Below are 16,530 nucleotides of genomic sequence, written 5' to 3' on the forward strand. Positions count from 1 at the left end.
AAGAAGGCTTTCCGGTACTTTTGTATTCAATTTTTGAAGAATTAAACTATGAGTACACAAGCACTTTTAAAAACATACAAATTAGGCGACCTGGAACTTAAAAATCGGGTTATAATGGCACCCATGACACGTGGTCGTGCAGATAACGAGGAGAAAAAGCCTACCCGTGAACTACATGCAGAATATTATAAGCAGCGTGCAAGTGCAGGTCTTATCATTTCAGAAGGTTCGCAGATTTCTGAAGATGCCGTTGGTTATATAAATACACCTGGAATTCATTCAAAACCACAAATAGAAGGATGGAAAGAAGTGACCTCTGCAGTTCACGATGCCGATGGAAAAATCTTTATTCAGCTTTGGCATGTGGGCAGGATGTCCCATCCAGATTTTCATGGCGGTGAGTTGCCACTGGCACCTTCCCCGGTAAATCCAAATGCTAAATCTTTTACACCGGAAGGTTTTAAAGACACCGTGGCACCAAGAGAAATGACCATTGATGACATCAAGCAAACGATTGCCGATTTTAAACAGGCTGCAAAGAATGCCATGGAAGCCGGTTTTGACGGAGTAGAAATTCACTCTTCTAATGGTTATCTTTTTCATCAGTTCTTTAATGCAACTTCCAACCATAGAAATGATGAGTATGGCGGAAGCATAGAGAACAGGGCCAAAATACTTTTTGAGGTTCTTGATGCCGTTAAAGAGGTAATGCCAGAAAATAGAATTGGTATTCGCCTTAATCCTTCCATGCATGGATTATTTGGAATGACGATGGACGAAGAAACGATCCCTACTTTCGATTACATTATTGAGAAACTGAATGAGTATGATCTTTCCTACCTTCATCTTTCGGAACCTTTCTCAGATGTATCTGAAATTTCTTTTGCTGAAACACATATCGCCAAACGTTACCGTCCGGTTTATAATGGGACATTAATGATCAACAGCAATTTTGATCAGGAAAAAGGAAACAAGGTAATTGAAGATGGCGATGCAGATCTTGTCGCTTTTGGAAAACCTTTTATTTCCAATCCAGATCTTGCTGAAAGGTTTGCTCAGGATGTGGAGCTTGATCCGTGGGATGAGGATACTTTTTACTCTGGTGGTGAAAAAGGATATACCGATTATAAAGTAAAAACAGAAAGAGAAGGAGTTCTTAATTAATTTAGAAATATCAGTTATAAAAAAGTCCTTTAGATCATTTCTAAAGGACTTTTTTTATGTTAATTCAAACAATACTCAAAAATCTAGAATTCCTGTACCGTTGGTCTTATCACGATCTCATTCACATCTACATCATTTGGTTGTTCAATTGCATAAGCAATAGCCCTGGCAATAGAATCTCCGGGAATCGCCTGCTTGTAAAATTCATTTACATTTTCTGAACTTTCATCATGGCTACTTCCATATTTTAATTCAGAATCTATAGCTCCAGGTTCAATAGTAGTAGTTCTAATATTTCCACCTACTTCATGTCTCAATCCTTCAGAAATTGCTCTTACCGCATATTTCGTTCCACTGTAAACCGTTCCTCCGGGGCTAAATACTTTAATCCCCGCCACTGAAGACAGGTTAATAAAGTGCCCATGTCCCTGTTCCTGGAATACCGGTAAAGCCGCAGAAATTCCGTACAACACTCCTTTTACGTTGATGTCTATCATTTTATCCCACTCTTCTACCTTATCCTCAGCCATCGGTGCGATCGCCATAAGACCGGCATTATTGATAAGCACATCAATTTTTCCAAATTCTTTTTTGGTGGTATCTATAAGATTTTTCACTTCCTTTCTATTGGTCACATCGGTTTTCACTACCAATGCTTCGCCTCCATTTTTCTTAATGTCTTCGGCAATAGCTTCCAGTTTTTCCTTACGTCTGGCAGCAATGACTACTTTGGCTCCTTTTGAAGCTAAATGACGGGCAGTATCTTCACCTAGTCCGCTGCTTCCACCTGTAATTATTACTACTTTTCCTTTAATATTATCGTCCATCATTCTATAATTTTAATTTATGATTCCTTGAGAAGACAAAACTAGGGCTCTTAAATAAGGAAATCTGGTATATCGAGATGATTATAAATAGTTTAACCTGTTTTCTTAACCTAGGTCAAGAGGATTCCTTAACAGAAGTTTAAATAAGAATCCTGCCTCGAATAGATTCTAATAAATCCTGAAATTATTACTTTTCTGAATAAACTATGAATTTCAATAATTGTCGGCTAACTTTATTCCTGGAACAATGAGGTTTAATAAGGTCACCCCCGATTTACAAAAGGAAATGAGCATAGCATTTTCAGAAGTCAGTTTTTCTTACCATCCTGAACAGGATCCGGTAATCAATAAGGTATCATTAGAAGCAAATCCTGGGGATGTAATTGGCATCAAAGGAAGCTCAGGATCAGGAAAAACTACACTGTTTCGTCTGCTTCTGGGTTTTGAAACTCCCACTAGCGGAAAAATTCTATATAAAGGCAAAGAATTGAAACCGGAGCGAATAAAAGTTTTACGTAAACAAACAAGCTGGTTACCCCAGGATCTGGATTTAGGAGAAGGTCCTCTTAGCGAAGTGTTTTTCTATCCCTTTACTTTTAAAGCCAACAAATCGAAAATACCTTCAGAAGAAAAGGTGTTGGAAATTTTTGCAGCTCTGGGCCTGAATAAAAATATCTGGACACAATTATTTAGTGATCTTTCTACCGGACAGCGTCAACGCGTAGGACTTGCATTGGGCTATTTGATGGATAAAAATATACTCATTTTAGATGAACCTACCTCTGCCCTGGACGACGAATCCAAAGAGAAAGTAGAAAATTTACTTTTTGACGGCACACGTATTATTATCTCTGCTTCTCACGATCCATGGTGGCTTGAGCGATGTTCAAAAGTGATCGATTTAAATGCTTCCTAATATGGATATTATAGATCTCACCTGGCCTCAGTTAGCTATTGGTTTTGCCATTCTCATTATACCGGCGTTTATACTCTGGAAATTTAAAACCGGCCTCCTCAGCAAAATGGGAATTGCCGTAGTGCGGATGACCCTCCAATTAATATTCGTAGGTTACTATTTAGAATATTTGTTTGAATACGACAATGCCTGGATAAACATGGGTTGGATCTTCATCATGGTTGTTGTAGCCGACTATGCGACCATAGATCGCAGTGAACTTAAACGCACAAAGGGGCTTCTAATCAGTATATTTGGAGCCACATTTTTAGGAATTATAATAATTGATATTTTTTTCCTTCGATTTGTGATACAGCTACCTGAACTTCTTGCCGCCCAATATACCATTCCCATAACCGGTATGGTGCTGGGTAACTGCCTGCGCAGTAATGTAATTGGTATTAATGAATTCTATTATGGTTTATCTGGTCACCAGGAACGCTACCGGTACTTTCTGGCCAATGGAGCAAGTCGCAGGGAGGCCATTTATCCTTTTTTCCAAGGCGCTTTAAAGAAATCTGCCAATCCCACCCTCGCTTCTATGGCTACTATAGGCCTGGTTTCCTTACCCGGAATGATGACAGGGCAAATTTTAAGCGGTAGTTCACCACTTATAGCAATTAAATACCAGATCATGATCATGCTGGCGATCTTCTCCGGCACTATTTTGTCTGTGTATTTGGGGATCAGGTTTTCCAGTAAATTTGTTTTTGATAAACAGGATAATTTTAACAAGAACATTTTAAAGAAGAATTAATTTGGATTCCCTCCCTAATAAATAGAATTCCAGTTATCTACCTAACAAATTGAAATTTTATTCAATTAAAAAACTTCTAATAAAACCGCATTCTCATTATTCTCGTAACTATAATATGTATATTGTCGCGGAAATTTAGCCGCTTAATCTTATAAATTATTTCTACCAGAAAAAATACTGCCTTACTCGTTTTTTCACTTTCTGCCCATATAGAGGCAGAAAGGAAAGTCCTTTTTAATAAAACGAGAGGATCCCGCTCTGTTCAGGGAGATTTTTTCAATCTATTAATTGAAAATACCCGGGATATCGCCGAAACCAGTAATCTGGATATTTTCTGGTATGATGAGGAAAAACAAAAAGGCGCAAACTTTGCTGAAAGATTCAGCAATGCATTTCAGGAAATTTTTGAGCAGGGTTATAACAAAGTGATTTCTATTGGAAATGACTGTCCTTACCTCACCACTTCCATTCTTGAGGAAGCGATAGAAATGATTTATCATAATAATGTGGTATTGGGCCCGGCCAGTGATGGCGGTGCTTACCTCATCGGAATGGATAGATCGGCTTTTCATGCTGAAAGCTTTCAGTCTTTATCCTGGCAACAGGAAAATCTTCTAGAGGAATTTTTAGCTCTTGGCTTCCACAACGAGCATTCTATTGAATTTCTCGAAGAACTTTCTGATGTGGATGAGCTTCAGGACATGCTGGAATTGATAAGCCTGAAATCTGAAATTTTCTTTCAGTTTATTTGGTTTTGTATTACCACCTGTATTAAAAAGCTTGCATTCGCTCATATCTCGTTTGAAAATAAATTCAACCAGGTCTATTTTTCCCTAAGGGCACCACCTCACTCCGCTTAAACCCGAATCTTTTCTGAAAAATGTTTTATAACATTCTTTTCAGCACTTAATCTATCTATCCAATTACAATATTAAATTTATGAGAATAGCTATAATAGCTGTGCTCCAGCTATTTGTTACTACGGTATTATGCCAAACGAAGGAGTATTCTTCCACAGTAATAGATAATGAAGGGCAACCGGTAGCTTTTGCTACTATTAACCAGACAGGAACCGATAACTACACTACTTCAAATGAAAACGGTTATTTCACCCTGCAAACAAATTCACGTGAATTTACCCTGAAAATAACTTCCATAGGCTATGAACCTTTGGAGATAAAGATTTCCAACGGAAACTTCCCCGATCAAATCTTAATGCAAATTTCTTCGGAGGCCCTGGATGAAGTAATCGTTACTGCATTGGGTATCGAAAGAGAAAGACAATCTTTGGTATCTTCGGTAACCGAAATCGATTCTGAAAAACTGACCGATGTGACCATACCCAATGTGGTAAACAGCCTCGCCGGTCAGGTTGCCGGGGTGCAGATCACCAATGGCGCTTCTGGCGTTGGTTCTTCTTCCCGAATTGTAATTCGAGGGGAAAATTCTCTTGGTGGCAGTAACCAACCGCTATTCGTAGTAGACGGTGTACCTATTAATAACGAACAAATTACCAGCGACCTGGTAAACGATGGTGCTTTACAGGAGGTGGATTACGGGAATGGAGCTTCAGAAATTAGCCCCGACGATATTGCATCCATTTCGGTTTTAAAAGGAGCGGGTTCTGCCGCTTTATATGGAACCAGGGCTGCAAATGGTGTTATTCTTATTACTACCAAAAAAGGAAAAAACAATCGTGGCTTTGGGGTGAGCACCAACAGTTCTCTTACTATTGAAACTTTATTGACCCTCCCGGATTATCAGAACGTGTATGGTGGTGGATCCAACGGTGAATATGCTTTTGAAAATGGAATTGGCGCCGGCGTAAATGATGGTGGAATTAGCAGTTATGGCCCCAGGTTAGATCAGGGTTTGTTAATCCCGCAATTCGACAGTCCTTCCGTAGATATTAATGGAAACCCGGTTCGTGGGGGCGATGTAATTGCCCGCACCTTTCCCGATGGTTCTTTTACAGAGATCACTCCTACACCATGGGTTTCAAGACCAGATAACGTAAGGGATTTCTTTGAAACAGGGGTTACTTACCAGGATAATATCGCTATTAGTTCTGGATGGGAAGAAGGAAGCGCAAGACTCTCTTACAGTAGCCTAAGAAATGAAGGCATTCTACCCAATACCGATCTTAAGAGGGACGGGATTTCCATAAGCCTGGACCAGGAACTTTCGGAAGATTTCCGCATAAATACCTTCTTAAATTATATAAATACCAGAAGTGGTAACCGGCCAAACCTGGGTTATGGGTACGAAAATGTGATGTATGGTTTTAACTGGACCGGAAGACAGACCAATATTGGTTCTTTAAGGGATTACTGGCAGGCCGGTCAGGAAGGCGTGCAGCATTTTGACTTCAACTACTTATGGCTTACCAACCCTTATCTAACTCTTTTTGAAAACACCAACAGTTTTGATAAAAATCGCGTATTGGGAAATGTTTCCGCTATCTATGATATCACTGATAAATTAAGCTTAAAGATAAGGGCCGGACTGGATACTTATAACGATGATCGTGAATTCAGACGAGCGGTAAGTACTAACCGAAATCCAAAAGGAACCTACAGGGAAGACAATGTGAATTTCAGGGAGCTGAACACAGATTTTTTACTCACCTACCAGGACAGCTTTAATGAGGATTGGAATTATACGCTTACCGCCGGCGGGAACAGGTTCGATCAGCATATCAAATACCAGTTTGCAGAAGCTTCTCAACTGGCCCTTCCGGGGATCTATACCCTGGCAAATTCGGCAACTCCATTGAAAGGGGATAGCCAGAATTTTGAAAAAAGGATCAACAGCTTATACGGAACAGGAAATTTAGCCTATAAAGATCAGGTGTATCTTGATCTTACCTTCAGGAATGACTGGAGTAGTACCTTGCCAAGTGGTGATAACTCCTTCGCTTATTATTCTGCCGGCTTCAGTTATGTAATTTCAAATATGTTCGATCTACCTGAAGACATTTCTTTTCTGAAATTAAGGGGAAGTGTGGCCAGTGTGGGTAATGATACCGATCCTTACCAAAATGCACAGAACTTTTTATTCAACCAAAACTATGGTTCCAACTTCAGGGTAACCAACGAAACCGTTCTTAAGAACATCAATTTAAAGCCAGAAAGGCTCAATGCCTATGAAGCCGGTTTAGAAGCATGGTTTTTCGGCGGAAGACTGCAAACCGATTTTTCAGCCTATCAAAATGTGAGTATAGACCAGATCATTTCCCGTCCTATCTCCCCTACCAGTGGTTTTCTTAATTATAATGTAAATGGAGGAGAAGTGCGCACGCGAGGATTTGAAGCAGCGATTAGTGGAGAAATTATCCAGGCACAGGATTTTAGCTGGAAATCGTCTTTAAACTTTTCCACCTATGAAAGTGAAGTCACTGAACTGCCTGAAGGGGTTACCCAGTTTGTAACCGGTACTGCCGATGTTTTTGGCGGTTCAGGAGGATCAAATTCCGTTTTCTATATCGCCCGGGAAGGTGGTAAAGTGGGAGATATGTATGGCACCGGGTTTGTAGAAATTGACGGCCAAACGCTTTATAATTCAAACGGACTTCCGGTACAGGATGGTACCTTAAAATTGCTGGGGAATTATAACCCAGATTTCATTGTAGGCTTTAATAATAGCTTCAGCTATAAAGATTTTAATCTGAATATTTTATTCGACTGGCGTAAAGGCGGCACTATTGTTTCCAGAACAAAAGCCCTGGGAAGTACCTCAGGTGTATTACAGGAAACTCTCGCAGGCCGTGAAAATGGAGTTATTGGAGAAGGAGTTACCAATGTGGGCACGCCTGAAAATCCGCAATATGCACCCAATACCACCTCGGTACCTGCAAGCCAGTTCTACAATAATTTCTATGACCGCGGAAATGAAGCCAGTGCACTTTACAGCGCTTCTTACGTAAAACTGAGACAGCTAAGCCTTTACTATTCATTTTCAGACAAATTTGTAAAGTCTATAGGATTCCAGAGTTTAAAACTGGGCTTTGTAGGAAGCAACTTATTATTATTTACCGAAAACCCGCATTTTGATCCGGAACTGAATGCCCTGCAGGGAAGAAATATCGTTTACGGAGTAGAAGATATGTCATACCCTTCTACCCGTAGCTTTGGAATGAGTTTAAAAACACAATTTTAGAACATACTAACATGAAAAACATAAAATCAATTATACTTGGATGTAGCATTTTCAGCTTAGTACTATTTAGCTGCACCAATGATTTTGAAGAGATTAATACAAATCCAAATTCACCGGAAAATGTAGATCCACAGTTCCTGCTGGCGAATGTAATTTCTGTTCAGGCGAATATGAACACTTATGACCAGGGATTCCGCCTGGCGAATTACCTCGATCAATTCTCGGCCAGTGTAGAATTTGAACGAATAGATCGCTATGAAATGGGGTCTAACAGTGGTTACTGGAACAACATATTCAGGTTACAATCAGATATTCGCAGTATGAAAGACCTGCCGGCCTCCAACGAAGCTTATGCTGCCGTGGGTGATATTTTAAGAAGTTATCTGTTCTCCCAGTTAACCGATATGTGGGGGGATGTACCCTATACCGAAGCTATTCAGGCCCTGGACGGGAATTACACTCCAAAATATGACACCCAGGAAAGTATCTATACCAATCCTGAAACAGGAATTCTGGCAGTGCTGAAAAGATCTGCCACCACCCTGGAGAATACTTCCGCTACCATTAAAGGTGACGTAATGTTTCAGAATGATCTGGACAAATGGGTGCGCTTTGCCAATTCTCTTAGATTGCGCTACCTGATGAGAATTAGTAAAAGGTTGAGCGATTATTCTGAAATTCAGGAACTGGCAGATTCAGGCAAACTGATACAATCAAACTCACAGAATGCCGTCGTTCCTTACCTGAGCACGGCACCAAACCAGTGGCCGATGTTTCTTTCAGGTCTTGGATTATACCAGGAACATCGTATGACAAAAACGGTAGATTCGGTTCTTACGCTATGGAACGATCCCCGTGTTGAAGTACTTTACAAACCCACCCAAAAAAGTGTAAATGATGGAAATCCTCAATATAAAGGATTATTGAACGGGCAAAGTCGGGAGACCATTAGTTCAAAAGGCATTAACCTAAACGATATTTCCCTTTTTGGCGCCATGTTTCGTGATGTCCCCGATGCTGTGAACGGGCAGTATATGCAATATGCTGAAGTTCAATTTGCTCTGGCAGAAGCTGCAGAACGCGGTTTTATAACTCAGGATCCTGAACCTTATTATAAAGAAGCAATCAGAGCCAGTTTTGACTATTTTGATGTAGAAGTGCCAGAAGATTATTTTAACAGGGATGCAATCGCACTTGGTGAAGATAATCTCACTAAGATTCTAACTCAAAAATGGCTGAGTCTAATTAATAATGGACATGAAGCTTGGTTTAACGTGCGTAGAACGGGAATTCCAAATCTTAATCCGGGCCCAGATAATTTGAATGATGATCGCTATCCTGTGCGTTATCTTTACCCGGAATCTGAACAGGCGACCAATAGAACGAATTATGAGGAGGCTGCAGAGCGTATAGGTGGAGATAACATCAACAGCGAAGGCTGGTGGGAAATGTAGTATATAATTAAACGCAAAAAGGTCACCTCGAGCGCAGTCGAGATGTCTTAATAAGCCTTCGACTGCGCTCAGGGTGACGAAACCAAATTGAAATAGATAGAAATGAATTATTAAATAGCACAAAAGCTAACTTTAGTAAAGAGTAAAAATATTTCACTTCTGTTCTTTTTTGCAAGTGTAGCGATTCCCTGGCGTCAAAAATTTTTTAAGCCCTGGAGGAAATTTAGCCAGGGAATCGCGGTTTTGATTTTGCATTAGCAAAACTGGAACACCACAATGATAAAAAACGTCATTCTGAACTCCTTTCAGAATCTCATTTGAGAGTAAATCAAAGCTATATTGAGACCCTGAAATAAATTCAGGGTGACGAAAACAAATTGAAATAATATAAATTCAGTTTTTATGAAATTGAAACAAATTCAGCAAGTCTTTTTAATGTTAGGTTTTTCACTGCTATTGGCTAGCTGTGGTTCCGAATCAAAAAAAGAAGACGACCTGCAAAAAGCTTCCTGGGAAGAAATTGAAGAAAAAGCAGATGGTACCACCGTAAATTTTATGATGTGGCAGGGAAGCCCGGTGATCAACAATTATATCAATAATTATGTAATCCCCACGGTGAAGGAAAATTACAACATTAATCTTGAAATTAGTGGCGGGCAGGGCCCCGAGATCGTTCAACTGGTAATGGGCGAAAAGGAAGCCGGTGTGACCAGAAGTCAGGTAGATATGGTTTGGATCAATGGGGAGACCTTTTTTCAGCTTAGAAAGATCAAAGGCCTTTATGGCCCTTTTGTTAAGCAACTTCCAAACGCAGAATATATTGATTTTTCAGATCCCTATATTAATACCGATTTTCAACAACCGGTGAATTATATGGAAGCACCATGGAGTATTGGGCAGTTTGCCATGGTAGCTAATTCAGCCAAAATACAGGAACCGCCCTCGAACCTGGAAGAACTGGAAGCTTATGTCAAGGAATATCCGGGAACTTTTACCATTTCGAATGATTTTACGGGAATGACATTACTTAAAAGTTTCCTTGCAGAAATTGGTGGCGGCCCCAACAGCCTGGATGGAGAATTTAAAGAGGAGAAATATCTTGAATTATCTAGTCAGCTTTGGGAATATCTTAACCGGAATAAGCAATATTTCTGGAAAGAAGGCGAAACTTTTCCGAAGGAACAGTCCAAAATGAGTCAGTTGTTCGCCAATGGAGAACTGGCAATCGCCTGCGGATTTAGCGAAGGTGGCATTGAGGAAAAAGTAAAAAGTGGCTTATATCCCAAATCTACCATTGCTTACGCCTGGGACAACGGTACCATTAAAAATGCCAATTATCTTGGGATTTTGGATAATGCCTCGAACAAAGCCGGAGCGATGCAGGTAATCAACTTTCTTATCTCCCCGGAAGCACAATATCTCAAGGCTAATGCAGATGGGATGGATGCCAATACGGTACTGGAAATTAGCAGGCTTCCCGAAAAATGGAAACAAAAATTTGAAAATGCGCAAGAACGTGAATATGGCCTGAAAATGAAAGACCTGGAAGCATACGCCATTGCCGAGCCAGCCCCGGAATATATGATTCGTTTGTATGAAGATTTTAGAACCAAAGTAATTGAACAGTAAAACCTCCAATATTGGCATCCTGTTTTTTATCCTCATTGGGGTGATTCCCTTTGCGGCGGCATTTATCTATGCTTTATTATACAGTTTTGGAATCCTGGGAGTGTTTAACGACGGTTTTACGCTGAAATTCTGGGAAAGTGTTTTTAGCTCCGGGGAATTTCTATCTTCTTTTGGGTACAGCGCACTTATTGCCTTGGTTTCTACCGTACTTTCTGTAAGTGGTGCCCTTTGGATCACCCTGAAATTCAAGGAAAGCCTGGACAAACGCTTTCTTTCTTTTGTTATGTACCTTCCTTTGGCAATACCAGGAGTTGTAGCTGGTTTTTTCACTTTTCAATTACTTTCCCGTGGCGGATTTTTCGCCAGGCTTTCCTATCAATTAGGACTGATTTCTGAAGCGCGGCAATTTCCCGATCTGGTTAACGACACCTATGCCATTGGGATCATTTTGGCTTTTATCACCATGGTAATGCCATTTTTCGTGTTACTTTTTCTAAATGTCTATAAGAATGAAAGGCTGGAGGATCTGGGCGTTCTGGCACAATCACTCGGCGCTAAAAAGAACCAGGTGACCACCAAAGTTTTTCTGCCCATTCTGCTGAAAAAGACCTCGATTTTAATTGTATTATATTTTATTTTTCTATTGGGAGCCTATGAAATTCCGCTAATTTTAGGTCAGGAATCACCGCAAATGCTTTCCGTATTAATTATCAGGGAAATTAAACAGTTTGATCTCAGCCAAATTTCTGAAGGTTATGTGGTAGCAGTAATCTATACCATCGTGGTGAGTATCTCGGCAATTTTATTGTTTTTACCCAAAAAAGGTATCGCCCATGAGACTTAACTGGAAAACTTTTGTATTAAGCTTTTTAGTGATATTGGTACTTTTCCCCTTTATCTATATGGTTTTGCTTTCACTGGCGACCGACTGGCGTTTCCCCGATCTCATGCCCAATTATATCGGACTCAAAAACTGGAAAACCATCCTTAATTCTGAAACCGGACTACTGGAAAGCTTTTTTCAATCATTATTTATTTCCCTCTCGGTTGGTATAGTTTCCACATTTTCCGGCTTTTTTATAAGTCGTAGTGTGTATTACCACCCGAAGAGAAAATACCTGAATCTGCTCACCTATTTCCCCTATATCCTGGCACCAGTGGTTTTTGCTGCCTGCCTGAGCTTTTTCTTTATTAAAATGGGACTCTTCGGAAATATTGGCGGTGTGATCATCGCCCAGTTTTTAATCGGTTTCCCTTATGCTATGATCTTTTTCAGCAGTTTCTGGAACAAAAAAATTCGGCATTACGAAGATCTCGTGGCAACCCTGGGCGGGAACAGGCGCCAAACATTTATAAAAGTATTGCTGCCACTGGCCAAAAGTATGCTGCTCATCTGCTTTTTCCAGACCTTTTTGATTTCCTGGTTTGAATATGGATTAACTTCAATTATCGGTATTGGAAAAGTACAGACCCTGACCATTAAGGTTTTCCTGTTTATCAAGGAATCCAATAATTATTACGGCGCTTTAAGTTGCTGTTTGCTTATTTTTCCGCCCGTGGTTTTATTATATCTTAACAAGCGGTACGTGTTTAAAAATCTGGTGTAATGTTTTTAGAAGTAGAAAGAGTTTTTAAAAGTTTTCAGAAAGAAAAGGTGGTAAAAGACCTGAATTTCAGCCTGGATCCTCAGCATACCCTGAGTATCCTGGGAAAATCGGGCTGCGGTAAAACTACCATGCTTAAAACCATTAGCGGACTCGTAAAGCCGGACTCGGGCAGGATTATGTTGAACGGGGAAGATATTACGATGCAGAAGCCCGAAAAGCGAAATATCGTGTATCTCTACCAGGAAGATTTGCTTTTTCCGCATTTAAACGCTTTTGAAAATATTGCTTTTGGTCTAAGGCTGAAAAAGATTAGTGAAAGTGAAATTAAAATTCGCGTAAATAATATGATACATAGCCTGGAACTGGAAAAACAGGCCTTGAAAATGCCCAATCAGTTATCTGGCGGTCAGCGGCAGCGGGTTTCTTTTGGAAGGGCCATTATTACCAATCCGTCGCTACTACTTTTAGACGAACCTTTTGGAAGTCTGGACTCAGGAACGCGCCAGAGAATGCAGGTATTGTTTAAAAAGCTAAGTGCCGAATTTAAGATCACCTCCCTCTTTGTAACCCACGATCTAAAAGAAGCTGTATTAATGGGAGATCAAATTGGGTATATGCGTGAAGGAATGCTGAAAGTATATAAAAATAAGACAGATTTTGTGAACGATCCCGAAACTGGTGTACAAAATGAAATTGAATTCTGGGATAATCTAAAAATAAGAACAGGAACAGAAATGAGTGGTTTGTAGTAAATAAAAGTCATCAAGAACTTTATAAGCACACTTCGACAAGCTCAGTGTGACAAGCGCAGTGTGACAAGTTAAACCTGATGAGAAAAAGATTTTTTGCACCTATCTTTTTTTGGTTCACTTTTTTGACAGGCAAAAAATGAAAAATCATAAAATTACCTCGAAATATATTTTGAGCAAAGCGAATGTTTTAAAGGAGTGAGTAAATTATGCTCAATTTCAGCTTCTAATTTTAAAGATTCTGAAACAAGTGCAGGATGACGTGCAGCTACTTTTAAAACTTCCTTATTTAATAAACGGGTCCATAATTTTAAAAATTGATGGCCAAAAAATATAAAAAAATGAAAAAACAGGTTTGGATAGATACCGATCTTTCGGTAGGAATGAAAAGGCATCAACGGGAAGGTTATTGTGATGTTGATGATGGATTTGCGGTACTTCAGCTTATGAAAGCTGATAATATTGAAATTAAAGGCATCAGTGCCGTTTTTGGCAATACGCTTATCGAGAACTCCTTTCCCCTATCCCAGAAAATAACTGAATTTTCCGAAGTTGATATTCCGGTTTATAAGGGTGCAGGAGAAGCGATAAAACTTCAGGATTTAACGTCCAATGAAGCAGTGGAAGCACTGGCTGAAGCTTTAAGGAAGGAGAAAATGACCATTATGGCCATTGGCCCGGCGACCGATATGGGCATCCTGCTTTTAAAATACCCGGAATTAAAGGATCAAATAGAAGAAGTGGTTTTGGTAGCCGGCAGAAGAAAACATACCGATCATTTTGGGATTGGAAACAAAGGTGTGTATGCCAGAGACCTTAATTTTGATCTGGACAATGATGCTTTCAGAATTATGTTTGAGCACGGAGTGAAAGTTGTTCTTTGTCCGTTTGAGATTTCCAGTAAGGTTTGGGTTAAAAAAGAAGACCTGGATATTTTAGCGAAAGGCGATGCCGGTAACCAATGGATTTCAGAAGCTTCTGAAGCCTGGCTGGAACAATGGATAGGTTTGGGCGCCGACGGATTTAATCCCTTCGATGTTTTGGCAAGCCATTATATCATTGCTCCCGAAGATATTATTTCAGAAGACTTAAATGCCCACCTCGAAATTCACCCGGACGATACTATTGCTGAAAATGACAAAAAACATTTTAAGCAGTACCTGATCTGTGATAAATCAGATGGGTTTCCGGTTACCTACTGCTATGATGTGGTGGAAGATTACCACCAGAAATTAATGGATAGTTTAACCTAAAATAGCACAATTTTGAAGTTAACATCAGACAAAAAAGAGCTAGAAAAGTATTTAAAAGATCAGGGATGGCTAAAATCCGCTGAAAGTATTGAAGCTGTAGAAATACCCGGTGAGGGAAATATGAATTTCACCTTGCGGATAAATACCGGTTCACGTAGCTTTATTATCAAGCAAAGTCGGGAATTTGTGAAGAAATATCCGCAGGTTGCCGCACCAGAAGAACGCGTGTTACGGGAAGCCGAATTCTACAAGCTCATTGAAAGCGAAGTGAAACTTAATGGCATGACCCCCGCAATTCTGGGTCTGGATAAAGAAAACCATGTTCTGGCCATGGAAGACCTGGGAGTAGGCGCAGACTATAGCTTTTTATATCAAATAGCTAAAGAGATTGCCGAAGATGAATTGCAGGTAATCATGGAATTTGCTGCAAAATTGCATACCGGAGTTACTGTTGCTAATACTCATACTCCTTTAAGAAACAGGGAAATGAGAAAGCTTAACCACGAGCATATTTTTCAATATCCGTATATGGAAGATAATGGTTTGAACCTGGATGATATTTTACCAGGCTTACAGGAAGAGGCTGAAAAATATAAGCGGGATGAAATACTCAAGAAAGAATTAAAAGTGCTTGGCGATCTATATCTGGAAGATGGAAACAGCCTGCTGCACGGGGATTATTTTCCCGGAAGCTGGTTGAAAACCAAAGACGGCGTAAAAATAATAGATCCCGAATTTGGTCATTTTGGGCAGCCTGAATTTGAAATAGGAGTTACTATTGCCCATCTAAAAATGGCTGATCAACCGGAACAACTTGTTAAAAAAGCTCTACAAACCTATCTGGAGATTGCACCTTTAGATGAGAATCTTCGGAAAAAATTCACCGCAGTGGAAATTCTAAGAAGGATTTTAGGCCTGGCGCAATTACCCCTGGAAATAGGACTGGAGAAAAGAAAGGCGTTATTGGGAGAATCCAGGGAAGCAATTCTGAGCAGTTAACGTCACCCTGGACTTGTTTCAGGGTCTATGCAAATGAATTGGTTAGAAATATTAGAATGAGATGCTGATATAAATTACCATTGACATATTTCTGAAATTAGTAATCATAAAGTTAAATACTTATTTTAAGAGCTTCCATTTTCCCGGCCAATCGAAAATTTATCGTAAAATGTGAAGTGTAAGCACCGTGAAATTTTAGGCTGTTTGAGCTAAACAAGTTTTCTATAAAAACACATTTCAATGGCGAGTTCCTAAAATTTAGGTGCTCAACGATAAATTTAAATAGAGTTTCGAAAACCTAATGGTTCGTTTTTTCATCCAATTTTTTACTCTATATTAAACTGATTTACAATTATTTAAATATATTTTCTATCTTTATCACAGCTTATGAAGATCTTTAGGTTAAAGGTCGTTAAAACATAAGAACAAGAACCCTTCTACACTTTCTGATTTTCAACATCAGACTTTTTGACCCTACTTTTTTTACCAACTAAATAAATCAAAAAAATTATGGGATTAAGGATCACGTTTGCCATGCTGTTAATCAGTTCACTTCTAATTTCTACCTATTCAAATGCGCAGGGGAAAAAAATCGATATCATATTAACAGTAGAAACCGACAGTATAAATCAGAACAATTTAGATAAAACCTGCAGTTTTGGTCAGCCCTCAACCATTAGTAATGAAGATTTTCTTACTGAAGTTCAAATGGGGGATGAAATCAAATGGAAAATAAAGCGTAAAGACGGCAGTAGCGGTTCTGCAAAACTGGTAAAATTTAAACATGATAACGGTACCAGGTTTTTCAAAAAAGACTCTATCCTGGAAAGGAGCGGCAGAATAAAAGGTGTCATAGATTCTGGGAGGGTAAATGATATAGAAAAATATTCTTTAGAGTTTATGGTGAAAAAGCAAAATAGTAATACCTGGGAAAATTACACAATTGACCCTAAGCTTAAGCTAATCCCTTCAGAGTGA

The 16,530-nt window shown here is 39.5% G+C and carries 14 protein-coding genes; 13 read left to right on the plus strand and 1 reads right to left on the minus strand.

Features of this window, described 5'->3' with window-relative positions; translation table 11 throughout:
* Positions 1-48: 48 nt before the first annotated feature.
* The gene (locus Q1K34_RS04125) at positions 49-1,164 is read left to right on the plus strand and encodes an alkene reductase (protein WP_300434894.1); all 1,116 of its coding nucleotides are present in this window, start codon (positions 49-51) and stop codon (positions 1,162-1,164) included.
* An 83-nt stretch (positions 1,165-1,247) separates the two neighbouring features.
* Here the strand turns inward: Q1K34_RS04125 and Q1K34_RS04130 are convergent, their stop codons facing one another.
* Positions 1,248-1,991, minus strand: a complete 744-nt coding sequence (locus tag Q1K34_RS04130; RefSeq protein WP_300435222.1) for an SDR family oxidoreductase — start codon at positions 1,989-1,991, stop codon at positions 1,248-1,250.
* Positions 1,992-2,238: 247 nt separating this feature from the next.
* Here Q1K34_RS04130 and Q1K34_RS04135 point away from each other — a divergent pair, with 247 nt between their 5' ends.
* The 12 genes from Q1K34_RS04135 (at position 2,239) to Q1K34_RS04190 (ending at position 16,530) form a co-directional block, all read left to right on the plus strand.
* Positions 2,239-2,907 (plus strand): ABC transporter ATP-binding protein, encoded by a 669-nt coding sequence (locus Q1K34_RS04135; RefSeq protein ID WP_300434896.1) that lies wholly within the window; start codon positions 2,239-2,241, stop codon positions 2,905-2,907.
* A gap of 1 nt (position 2,908) precedes the next feature.
* Positions 2,909-3,703: an ABC transporter permease gene (locus tag Q1K34_RS04140; RefSeq protein WP_300434898.1), complete on the plus strand. Its 795-nt coding sequence runs from the start codon at positions 2,909-2,911 to the stop codon at positions 3,701-3,703.
* A 329-nt stretch (positions 3,704-4,032) separates the two neighbouring features.
* Positions 4,033-4,563 carry a DUF2064 domain-containing protein gene (locus tag Q1K34_RS04145; protein ID WP_300435225.1) on the plus strand — a complete coding sequence of 177 codons (531 nt, stop codon included), beginning with the start codon at positions 4,033-4,035 and terminating at the stop codon, positions 4,561-4,563.
* Positions 4,564-4,642: 79 nt separating this feature from the next.
* A complete protein-coding gene (locus Q1K34_RS04150) occupies positions 4,643-7,861 on the plus strand; it encodes a SusC/RagA family TonB-linked outer membrane protein (protein WP_300434902.1) in 3,219 nt (1,072 codons plus the stop codon).
* Between the two features lie 11 nt (positions 7,862-7,872).
* A complete protein-coding gene (locus Q1K34_RS04155; protein ID WP_300434905.1) occupies positions 7,873-9,315 on the plus strand; it encodes a SusD/RagB family nutrient-binding outer membrane lipoprotein in 1,443 nt (480 codons plus the stop codon).
* Between the two features lie 402 nt (positions 9,316-9,717).
* Positions 9,718-10,944 carry an ABC transporter substrate-binding protein gene (locus Q1K34_RS04160; protein WP_300434907.1) on the plus strand — a complete coding sequence of 409 codons (1,227 nt, stop codon included), beginning with the start codon at positions 9,718-9,720 and terminating at the stop codon, positions 10,942-10,944.
* Positions 10,934-11,788, plus strand: a complete 855-nt coding sequence (locus Q1K34_RS04165; protein WP_300434909.1) for an ABC transporter permease — start codon at positions 10,934-10,936, stop codon at positions 11,786-11,788. The genes Q1K34_RS04160 and Q1K34_RS04165 overlap by 11 nt, the downstream gene beginning before the upstream one ends.
* Positions 11,778-12,551 (plus strand): ABC transporter permease, encoded by a 774-nt coding sequence (locus Q1K34_RS04170; RefSeq protein ID WP_300434912.1) that lies wholly within the window; start codon positions 11,778-11,780, stop codon positions 12,549-12,551. The genes Q1K34_RS04165 and Q1K34_RS04170 overlap by 11 nt, the downstream gene beginning before the upstream one ends.
* Entirely contained in the window at positions 12,551-13,300 is a 750-nt protein-coding gene (locus Q1K34_RS04175) for an ABC transporter ATP-binding protein (protein ID WP_300434915.1), read from the plus strand. The genes Q1K34_RS04170 and Q1K34_RS04175 overlap by 1 nt, the downstream gene beginning before the upstream one ends.
* Positions 13,301-13,641: 341 nt before the next feature.
* Entirely contained in the window at positions 13,642-14,553 is a 912-nt protein-coding gene (locus tag Q1K34_RS04180; RefSeq protein ID WP_300434918.1) for a nucleoside hydrolase, read from the plus strand.
* A 12-nt stretch (positions 14,554-14,565) separates the two neighbouring features.
* Entirely contained in the window at positions 14,566-15,552 is a 987-nt protein-coding gene (locus Q1K34_RS04185) for a phosphotransferase (RefSeq protein WP_367183299.1), read from the plus strand.
* 510 nt (positions 15,553-16,062) lie between these two features.
* Positions 16,063-16,530 carry a hypothetical protein gene (locus Q1K34_RS04190; protein WP_300434921.1) on the plus strand — a complete coding sequence of 156 codons (468 nt, stop codon included), beginning with the start codon at positions 16,063-16,065 and terminating at the stop codon, positions 16,528-16,530.

Source organism: Christiangramia sp. (assembly GCF_029937855.1).
GTDB lineage: Bacteria > Bacteroidota > Bacteroidia > Flavobacteriales > Flavobacteriaceae > Christiangramia.